This window comes from Enterobacter sp. DC4 (assembly GCF_000568095.1).
In the GTDB taxonomy this organism is placed as follows: Bacteria; Pseudomonadota; Gammaproteobacteria; order Enterobacterales; family Enterobacteriaceae; genus Enterobacter; species Enterobacter pseudoroggenkampii.
Map to the genome: position 1 here is coordinate 129,379 of NZ_AZUB01000002.1, position 9,376 is coordinate 138,754.

At 56.0% G+C, this 9,376-nt stretch carries 14 protein-coding genes; all 14 read left to right on the forward strand.

What is annotated here, in order from left to right:
- Positions 1-11 precede the first annotated feature (11 nt).
- The 14 genes from P349_RS17660 to P349_RS17590 all read left to right on the forward strand — a co-directional run bounded on the left by P349_RS17660 (position 12) and on the right by P349_RS17590 (position 9,367).
- On the forward strand, positions 12-1,361 hold the full coding sequence (locus tag P349_RS17660; protein WP_032646334.1) for an anti-CBASS protein Acb1 family protein: 1,350 nt from the start codon (positions 12-14) through the stop codon (positions 1,359-1,361).
- Entirely contained in the window at positions 1,321-2,247 is a 927-nt protein-coding gene (locus P349_RS17655; RefSeq protein ID WP_032646333.1) for a phage minor head protein, read from the forward strand. Before P349_RS17660 ends, P349_RS17655 begins: the two co-directional genes overlap by 41 nt.
- 2 nt (positions 2,248-2,249) lie before the next feature.
- The gene (locus P349_RS17650; protein WP_032646332.1) at positions 2,250-3,515 is read left to right on the forward strand and encodes a hypothetical protein; all 1,266 of its coding nucleotides are present in this window, start codon (positions 2,250-2,252) and stop codon (positions 3,513-3,515) included.
- A 12-nt stretch (positions 3,516-3,527) separates the two neighbouring features.
- Positions 3,528-3,977 (forward strand): gp53 minor capsid family protein, encoded by a 450-nt coding sequence (locus P349_RS17645; RefSeq protein ID WP_016245427.1) that lies wholly within the window; start codon positions 3,528-3,530, stop codon positions 3,975-3,977.
- 17 nt (positions 3,978-3,994) lie between these two features.
- Positions 3,995-5,071, forward strand: coding sequence for a major capsid protein (locus P349_RS17640; RefSeq protein ID WP_032646330.1), 1,077 nt, complete (start codon positions 3,995-3,997; stop codon positions 5,069-5,071).
- 9 nt (positions 5,072-5,080) lie between these two features.
- Entirely contained in the window at positions 5,081-5,374 is a 294-nt protein-coding gene (locus P349_RS17635; RefSeq protein WP_032646329.1) for a hypothetical protein, read from the forward strand.
- A gap of 62 nt (positions 5,375-5,436) precedes the next feature.
- Positions 5,437-5,838, forward strand: a complete 402-nt coding sequence (locus P349_RS17630) for a DUF7370 family protein (protein ID WP_032646328.1) — start codon at positions 5,437-5,439, stop codon at positions 5,836-5,838.
- Complete coding sequence (locus P349_RS17625; protein ID WP_032646326.1) at positions 5,838-6,011, forward strand: hypothetical protein; 174 nt, start codon at positions 5,838-5,840, stop codon at positions 6,009-6,011. Before P349_RS17630 ends, P349_RS17625 begins: the two co-directional genes overlap by 1 nt.
- A complete protein-coding gene (locus P349_RS17620; protein ID WP_032646325.1) occupies positions 6,004-6,237 on the forward strand; it encodes a hypothetical protein in 234 nt (77 codons plus the stop codon). Before P349_RS17625 ends, P349_RS17620 begins: the two co-directional genes overlap by 8 nt.
- The gene (locus P349_RS17615; RefSeq protein ID WP_032646324.1) at positions 6,234-6,584 is read left to right on the forward strand and encodes a hypothetical protein; all 351 of its coding nucleotides are present in this window, start codon (positions 6,234-6,236) and stop codon (positions 6,582-6,584) included. Before P349_RS17620 ends, P349_RS17615 begins: the two co-directional genes overlap by 4 nt.
- A gap of 426 nt (positions 6,585-7,010) precedes the next feature.
- Positions 7,011-7,451 carry a hypothetical protein gene (locus P349_RS17605; protein WP_032646322.1) on the forward strand — a complete coding sequence of 147 codons (441 nt, stop codon included), beginning with the start codon at positions 7,011-7,013 and terminating at the stop codon, positions 7,449-7,451.
- The gene (locus tag P349_RS17600; RefSeq protein WP_032608745.1) at positions 7,448-7,831 is read left to right on the forward strand and encodes a phage tail termination protein; all 384 of its coding nucleotides are present in this window, start codon (positions 7,448-7,450) and stop codon (positions 7,829-7,831) included. Before P349_RS17605 ends, P349_RS17600 begins: the two co-directional genes overlap by 4 nt.
- A 63-nt stretch (positions 7,832-7,894) precedes the next feature.
- A complete protein-coding gene (locus P349_RS17595) occupies positions 7,895-8,638 on the forward strand; it encodes an Ig-like domain-containing protein (RefSeq protein WP_032646321.1) in 744 nt (247 codons plus the stop codon).
- A gap of 57 nt (positions 8,639-8,695) precedes the next feature.
- The gene (locus P349_RS17590) at positions 8,696-9,367 is read left to right on the forward strand and encodes a DUF6246 family protein (RefSeq protein ID WP_032646319.1); all 672 of its coding nucleotides are present in this window, start codon (positions 8,696-8,698) and stop codon (positions 9,365-9,367) included.
- Positions 9,368-9,376 lie beyond the last annotated feature (9 nt).

Below are 9,376 nucleotides of genomic sequence, written 5' to 3' on the forward strand. Positions count from 1 at the left end.
ACGGACAAACCATGACTGACAAATTAACTCTCGCCGTCAACCATGCGTTGAACGATGCGCGGATGGCGCGCGCCCGAATGGGGCTGATGGCGCCAACAATGGGGCTGGACAATAAGCGCCATTCTGCATGGTGCGAATATGGCTTCCCTGAGCAGGTCACCTACGAAAACCTCTACGCTCTATACCGGCGCGGTGGCATAGCTCACGGCGCAGTTGAGAAGCTGGTGGGCAAGTGCTGGCAGACGAACCCGGAAATCATCGAGGGTGATCAGGCAGACAAAAAGCGCAAAGAAACCGCCTGGGAGAAAAAGTCCAAACAGGTATTCACCAACCGGTTCTGGCGCTCATTCTCTGAGGCTGATCGCCGCCGTCTTGTCGGTCGTTATGCAGGCATCCTTCTGCACATCCGCGACGAAAAAGACTGGAGCCTACCGGTAACCAAAGGCCGGGGCCTTCAGAAAATATCCGTGGCATGGGCAGGATCGCTTACGGTGAGCGAGTGGGACACTGGACTTAACTCGCAGACGTACGGACAGCCGAAAATGTGGCAGTACGCCGAGCGGTTGCCGAATGGCTCAAGCCGCCGCGTCAATATCCACCCTGATCGCGTTTTCATCCTTGGCGATTACTCAGACGATGCTATTGGCTTTCTTGAGCCAGCTTATAACGCCTTTGTGAGCCTGGAAAAAGTAGAGGGGGGGTCTGGAGAGTCATTCCTGAAGAACGCCGCGCGGCAGCTTAATGTCAACTTTGAGAAGGAAATCGACTTCAACAATCTTGCGTCGCTTTATGGCGTGAGCATTGACGAGCTGCAGGATAAGTTTAACGACGTTGCCGGGGAAATGAACCGCGGTAACGATGTTCTGATGACAACTCAAGGGGCCACGGTCACACCGCTGGTGACTGCTGTAGCTGATCCGTCAGCGACATATAACGTCAACCTTCAAACAGCCTCCTCAGGAGTGGATATTCCCACGCGCATCTTGGTTGGAAACCAGCAGGCTGAGCGATCCAGCACCGAAGATCAGAAGTACATGAATGCACGCTGCCAGTCACGCCGCGTGGACCTCTCTTTCGAAATAGAGGATTTCTGCGACAAGCTTATCGACCTGCAGATCGTCGACTCAGTCAGCCAGAAGGCTGTTATCTGGGATGACCTGAACGAGCAGACCGGTACTGAGAAGCTCACCAACGCTAAGACCATGGGCGAGATTAACCAGACCATGCAGGGCAGCGGAGACGAACCGGCGTTTAGCCGTGAAGAGATTCGCACAGCTGCGGGCTATGACAATGACGACGAAGAGCCGTTAGGAGAAGAGGATGGCGACGAAGAAGGCGAAGCCACCGATTCTGCCGCGTAACTACCAGGATCCGACCGGAGCCGATGCGCTGGAACGCCGGGCAATGAAAGACTTCGCCAGGCGGATGAATAAGATTGGCAAAGCGTACAAATCAGCACTCGACAAAATACCTTCCTCCCTCGCAGTAAACGCCAGATACGAATACCAGCTAAACCCAACGCTACTCTCAATCATCCTGAATGATGCCAGTTACCTGGTAGATCAGGTCCTGCTTGAGGGGGGCGATTACGACCTGTGGTTTTACGAGTACATCGATCTGGCTTCGGAAAAAGGGACCGGTCAGTCGTTCTACAACCTCCGCCAGCAGTCACCGGTGTACGCCGCCGGACGTGAGTCGCTGGCCACCATCCTCGCAAGCGACCCATATCAGCAACGTATGGCGCTGGTGCATGCTCGTGTATTTGAGGAAATGAAGGGGCTGACGGCTGACGTTAAGCGCGACATGGCGCGCGTGCTGACTGATGGCGTAGGCCGTGGACTCAATCCACTGGACATTGCCCGCAACCTGACAGACCAGACCGGCATCGAGAAGCGCAGGGCCAACCGGATAGCGCGAACCGAAGTGACTACAGCGCTGCGCCGGGCCAAGTGGGATGAAGACCAGGAGGCGAATGACCTCTTCGGCCTGAAAACGCTGCTGGTTCACATCTCGGCGCTGTCACCGACAACGCGACATACCCACGCAGTTCGCCACGCCCATCTCTACACCAACGAAGAGGTCCGCGACTGGTACAGCAAAGATGGCAACTCCATCAACTGCAAATGCAGCCAGCAGTCGGTGCTGGTGGATGCGGAAGGGAACCCGGAATACCCGGAAACCATCACGAAACTCAAACAGGAATATAAATCGATGCAGGCGCGCGGTTACGCCTGGGCGGAGAAATAGCTATGCCTATGCAGGTAAACATCACCACGAAGGTGAACAGCCAGTCTATCCGGCGCGAAACATACAACGGCCGCGAGCACCTGGTGCTGCCGAGCTACACGCTGCCGGCGAACGTCGTCATGAATGGCGGGTTGTATACGCAAGAACAAATCGACGCCCACTATCAGGGTCTGGAAGGCACCCTGGCGCCGCTGGGCCACCCTCAGGTTAATGGTCAGTTCGTGTCTGCTTTCTCGCCAGAGGGGATTAACGCAGGCCATATCGGCGCGTGGAACCGCAACGTTAAGAAGTCCGGTAATCGCATCTATCTCGAAAAGTGGGTTGATGTGGCCCGCGCCAGCGAGTCGGAAGGTGGCAGGGAACTGCTTGAACGCGTCGCTGCGATTGAGCGCGGTGAAGACGTTCCGCCGATTCATACTAGCGTGGCCGCATTCCTCGACCAACTTGAGCCTAACGAGCAACAACGCGCAACGGGTGCCGAGTGGGTAGCTGATATCCACGGCATGGACCACGACGCAATCCTTCTGCACGAAGTCGGAGCGGCCACCCCTGAGCAAGGTGTTGGCCTGATGGTCAATGCCGATCTGGCGCAGCCGCTTAAGGCAAACTCCGGCGCGCTGGTGGGCGAATCCTACCGGGAGCGCGAGCAGCGTCTCGATCGCGCAGCCAAAGCGAAGTTTGCGGCGGGTGCCGAAGAATACGCCTGGATTGCTGACTTCACCGACTCGCAGGTGGTTATCGTGCGAAATGGCGGAGATGCGCAGGTTTACGGTTATTCCGCTGATGGCGGGAAGATCACTATCGACGATACCGGCACCTCAGTAGCGCGTCAGGAGTCGTGGGTGGCAGTCGTCGCTAACAAATTCAAAGCACTATTCACACCGCAGGAACAGCCTGCACCAAACCACAAAACGGAGGGCGACATGCCTTTAACCAAAGAAGAACTGGAACAAATCGGCAGCATGATCGGCCAGGCTGTTGCGACCAACACGGAAGCGGCTATTAAGCCTCTCGCGGAGAAGGTTGATGCGCTGCAGGCCAATCAGCAGCAACTCGCTGAAACCCTGACCGCCAACTCTCGTGCCGAAGAGAAAACAAAGCGCGAAGCGGTTGCCAAGGTTCATGGCGATATCGTGGCTAACGCGCTGTCTGGCGAAGCTCTGGACGCGATGTTCAAATCGCTGGGCGAAGCTGCGCCGCTGGGCACCAACAATGCACAGCAGCACAAAGAAACCGGCGCACCTGCCGCTGACGAACACTTCAAGTAAGGAGCCGGAATAATGCCACGTTATCGTCGCGTTAATATCGACGGTCAGTCTCTGTACAAGACCGAAACCCGCACCACGGCCGCCGCGCTGCTTCCGGGCACCGCCGCAACCATCAACTCTTCCGATAAATTCGCTCAGGCCACCGCGCTAACCGGCCGCCTGTACATCATTGATGTCGGTTACCACCAGGGGCTGACCATCACTGAAGAAATCCCTGCCGGTGATTCAGCTGTTGGCAACTACGTCGAAGAAGGGCGTGAGTTGGCGTTACGTTGCCTGCCTGGTGCGTATAAGAAAGACAGCCCTATCAAGCTGGGCACGGCTGGTCAGTTCACCCTTGCCACCTCCGACACCGATTCAGTGATCGGCTACAGCCAGGATGAATACACCATCGCGGCCAGCACCACCGACTTCATTCGCGTGCGCATGCGCGTTGGCACTGTCGCCGCAGCTGGCGCGTAACAAAAGGACAAACACATATGTACTTCTCTAAAGAGACGCTGGCGTCTAACTCCCGCCTAGGAGGGCACTGGAGCGAACTGTGGGCAAACCGCAACATGTGGAACCTGCAGAACGATTCCATCATCGCGGCTAACCGCGCAATGATGACGCCTGACATGCTGGCCTGTAACGCCGTTGGCGGGTTCTCCCGTGATTTCTGGGCTGAGATCGACAACCAGGTGCTGCAGCTGCTCGATCAGGAAGTCGGTATGGAAATCGTGAACGACCTGATCGGCGTTCAGACGGTGCTGCCGGTCGGTAAGACCGCCAAGCTGTATAACGTGGTTGGCGACATCGCTGACGACGTGTCAGTAAGCATCGATGGTCAGGCGCCATTCTCCTTCGATCACACTGACTACGCGAGCGACGGTGATCCGATTCCGGTATTCACTGCTGGCTACGGTGTTAACTGGCGTCATGCTGCTGGTCTTAACTCTGTAGGCATTGATCTGGTGCTGGATTCGCAGATGGCGAAGATGCGCAAGTTCAACCAGAAGCGCGTTAACTACTACCTGAACGGCGATTCAAAAATTCAGGTTCAGTCCTATCCGGCGCAGGGTATCAAGAACCACCGCAACACCAAGAAGATTAACCTCGGTTCTGGTGCGGGTGGCGCGAATATCGACCTGACCACCGCCGACATGACTGCGATCTTTGCGTTCTTCGGTAAAGGCGCATTCGGTACCACCGCACGCACGAACAAGGTCGCCGCTTACGATGTGATGTGGGTTTCTCCGGAAATCTGGGCGAACCTGGCGCAGCCGTACGTGGTGAATGGCGTTGTAAGCGGCACTGTATTGCAGGCTGTTCTGCCGTTCGCGCCGGTGAAAGAAATCCGCATGAGCTTCGCACTGTCCGGTAACGAGTTTATCGCGTACGTTCGTCGCCGTGACGTGATCTCTCCACTGGTTGGTATGGCAGTCGGTGTTGTTCCGCTGCCGCGTCCACTGCCTAACGTTAACTACAACTTCCAGATTATGTCTGCTGAAGGTCTGCAAATCACCGCAGACGATCAGGGCCTGTCTGGTGTTGTCTACGGCGCTAACCTGGCTTAAGGAAACAGCATGGCTAAATACGAAGTTGTGCGCCCATGGTTCGGCGTGAAGGTAGGACAGGTGGTGGAGTTGAAAGAGCTTCACCCGGCGCTGAAGTCTAACGTCCGCCTCATGAATGGTGAGGCAGGCGGAGAACTTACCCCGTCTACGCCTGACGCCGGTACCGGTGAGAAATCCCGCAAAGAGGTTATCCGGGCTCGTCTGACTGAACTCGGCATCGAGTTTAAAGGCAACCTTGGCGCTGAAAAGCTCAGTGAGCTGTTGCCGGATGGTGAGCTCGAAAAGCTTTTCCCTGCAGAATAACAGCCGCCGCTAAGGCGGTTTTTTTATGCCCCGCTCCGGCGGGGTATTTCACGGAGTCGATAATGGTAACTCTCGAACAGGCAAAGGAGTATCTGGAGAGCCAGGGAATTACCATTCCCGATTTTGTTCTTCAGGCTCTTGTCGACCAGGCCAACAGCATCCAGGAGTGTCTTGATGCGCATTATCCGGCATCGACCGCGCTGCTGATTCAGCTTTATCTGCTGGCGCTTATGGGGCTCGGGCAGGGGGATAAATACATCTCCAGCCAGACGGCTCCGAGTGGTGCGTCGCGCTCGTTCCGATACCAGTCATTCACCGATCGCTGGAAAGCATCAGTGAACCTGCTGCGCGGGCTGGATAAGTACGGCTGCGCCACCTCGCTAATTCCTGCCGATCCTACCGCCGCCCCGGCATTTGCTGGTATCTGGATCGGTAAGGGCGGCTGTATGTGCGGGGGCAAGTGATGACGTACAAATCAGTTAAGCACGGCCTGCCGCGCTCATTCGTACGCGTCTGGGTGATGACCGACACCGGGCGGGAGACTACTGGCTACGTTAAATCGGACGGCGAGTGGTTCATCAACTGCCCGCGCATCCGGGCGACTGGCGCGAAGGTGCTGAGGTGGAAAGATGGCTGAACGATACGATGTGCATGCCCTTAAGTGCGAAGACAACTGGTCGCTGTTCATCTGGATAAACGACTCCGGAGTTAAGTTTATTGGCCGACATGCTGAAACTTACGAGAAAGCCAAATTTGACTTTCTGGAGCAGGCTGATGCTAGGCGCCTCGCCAGTCAATCAGGCTCGATGCGGCCTCTTGATGATTTCAAAATCGTTGAGAGGGTGGAGGTATTCACTCTATGAGCAGCGTTGCCAACTGGTCTTACACCGCCACCGCAACCATCTGGCGAAAGCTGGAAGGCAATGACGAATACGGCGACCCGCTTGGCTATGCAGAACCTGAGCAAATCCTCTGTGATTATGAGGGCGGACTCAGCAAAAAGTTAGCCAGCCTGGGCGCTGAAATCGTCGTGAAAAATACCGTCTGGACGGAGTTTGCGCTGGCGGCCGCCGGTGATTATCTGCTGATTGGCGTATCGACCGAAGCCGATCCAGTTGTGGCCGGTGCCGATGAGGTGCGGCAGGTTATCCGCTACGCCGACACGTTCGAGCGCCTGGCGGATGATTATGCCGTCATTACTGGGATTTGATAAACCTGTGTAATAATGGACAAAATTCATTAAACGGAATGGCGTGTGATGGGGTTTGATTACTGGCTGGTAATAGGGTGCTCGCTCCTGTTCGGCCCGATTGCTTTAGTGGAGGCTGTCGCATACGTAAGGCGGGGGATTTACACTAAAACATTCAAAGGGACCAGGCGGAGAGAATACATCCAAAAAAACATGCAGCCAGTGGAGTACTGGTTTAGTGTGATTTTTCACTTCGCAATGAGCTTTGCGATGATTGGACTTGGGTTATGGTTTCTGGACTACATTCCAATTTTCCATGATTTTTATTCTGAAATGCGCGCGATGTTACCCTTTTAGCGTTATTCATAACCATCTTCATCAAAAACACAAACACTCAACTGATAGAAGCCTCGCCCCGGCGAGGTTTTTTATTATCTGGAGAAAACCATGGGCATCAAAGTGAAGGGCATCAGCCAAGCGAAGAAGCACCTGAATGATGTCATCAACGACGTGAAGGGGCGCAAGGTAATCCGCGCGTTGCAGTCGGCGATGATTCTTATCGGTGCCCGGGCGGCCTATTACACCCCAATCGACACCTCCACGCTGATTAACAGCCAGTTTCGGGAAATTGACGCTGGCGGCGTGTTCATTACCGGGCGCATAGGCTACTCAGCCAACTATGCCGCCTATGTGCATGAGGCGTCAGGAAAACTGAAAGGACAGCCGCGCGCGCACTTTGGTACGACCCGTTCCGGGCAGCAGTTCGGAGGCGGGACCGGAACGGGCAACTATTGGGATCCGCACGGCGAACCGCAATTCCTGACCAAAGGCGCGAATGACGAACGCGATAACGTTGACGCGGTGATGCGCAAGGAGCTTTCGCTATGACACCCATGATGCACGAGCGGGTGCGCAACATGTTCGGCGACGCCGGGCTAACGACCGGCTTCACGGTGCAGCAGTTGATGTACGACGACCCGGGCGACCTGTCGAAGGCGATCATGGTGTTCAGGCCAAACGGCGGGTCGAATATTCGGACTGACCTCGGCTCTGAGTATCACGTCCTGGTCGACGTCGTGGGCGCAAAAGATAAGCGCAAAGACGCACTCAATGCCGTGCAGCGCATCGTCGATTACGTCCAGGCCAACCCCATGGCTGACGAGTGTGTCGGCTACATCCAGAACATGGGCGCAATCCCCGCGCCGGTGCTCACAGAAGAAGGGCGAATAGTCTTCCGGCTCCAGTTCGCCTGCACTTACGGCGAATAGCCATCCACAACCAAATAACCCGCTTCGGCGGGTTTTCTTTTATACGTCAAAGAGGAGTTTCACATGGCTAATTGCCAGAACTCGAACGAGCGCCTGTTCGGCGGTGCGGTCGTGCTGGAAGTCGCCGATGGCTGCCCGGACGTCAAACCACTCGAAGGTGAGTGGATGGCGCTGGCCGCTGGTACGTCGAAGGGCTTCGACTTCAACCCGAACTCGGTTACCTCTGATGCGGATGACGGCGGCGGCTATGTCGAGACCATCATCACCAACAGTGACTTCACGCTGAGCTTTGAAGGCGAGGTACGTAAGAAGGACAAGCTGGATCAGTACGGTGTCGGCAAATTCATCAAGTATTTCGCTGACGAGCTGAAGGCCAAGCGCCAGCCTGGGATCTGGGTGCGCATGGACTACGGCCCGGTCGAATTCATCGGCTATATGAACATCACGGCGCTGAGCTCTGACGGCGGTACAAACGACATCGTCACGTTCTCCACCGAGTTCAAAGTCGGCGATGCAACCACCATCGAAGTGAACGAACTGACTGCTGTAGCAGTGACTGGCGTGACCGTGACCCCGACAACCAGCACCGGCACGGCGGGCGGTACCAGCACCTTCACGGTGAATGTCGCACCAACTGGCGCAACAAACAAAGACTTCACTGTAGCGACTACCGATGCGACCAAGGCTACGGCCACCGCCTCCGGCAATACCGTGACCGTGACGCGAGTCGCCACCGGCAGCGCACAAATCATCATCAACACCGAAGACGGCAACTTTGTGGCCGTGCATACGGTTACCGTTACCTAACTGACATTCCAAAGGGCAGCGTGCTGCCCTTGATAATGTCCGTTTACTGGAAGGCTTATGACCGCTTTAACCGATATTGGCGAACTCTCGATCAGCGACAGCCGCGAAGGTGGGAAAGACTACCTGTTGCGACCTTCATTCGAGGCTATGACGAGGATCGGCACTCCGGAAGAGATTGTGCAGGCGTACGCCATCATCCACGGCAATGACGTTGCTCAGTTGATTGAGGTATGCGCTGGCACGCTGGGGCGCTTTCCTGACTGGCTATCTCCATCATTCAACCGCGCTGCCGAGAAGCTGTTATCAACGTGCATGCTGGTGATGCAGGCATGCTGCGAGGAAGACCTGACGCCAATGATCGGCGAGTGGAAGGGGTGGCGACACTGCGTCGTCTACCGCCCGGGCCAGATGCCGAAGAACGACATCATAGTGCTGGCGCAGCACCTCATGCAGCACGGCGTCGTCGGCAAAGCCAAGGTCCGGCAGTTACAGCGCCACGAAACCGGCGCGAGGACGAACGAATTTAAAGCCTTCGACTACATCAGCGCGGCGCGCAGCCACTTTGAAATGAACCGAGCCGAAGCATCTCAGTTAACGATGACCGAATTCCAGATGCTGCTGGCGGCAAAATACCCAGACCAGAAAGGCTTCACTCGTGAAGAGTACGACAGCATCGCCGACGAGTACCTGGCTAAACAGGCCGCGCGCAGGGCAAAAGCAAAGCAATAACCGGAGAAT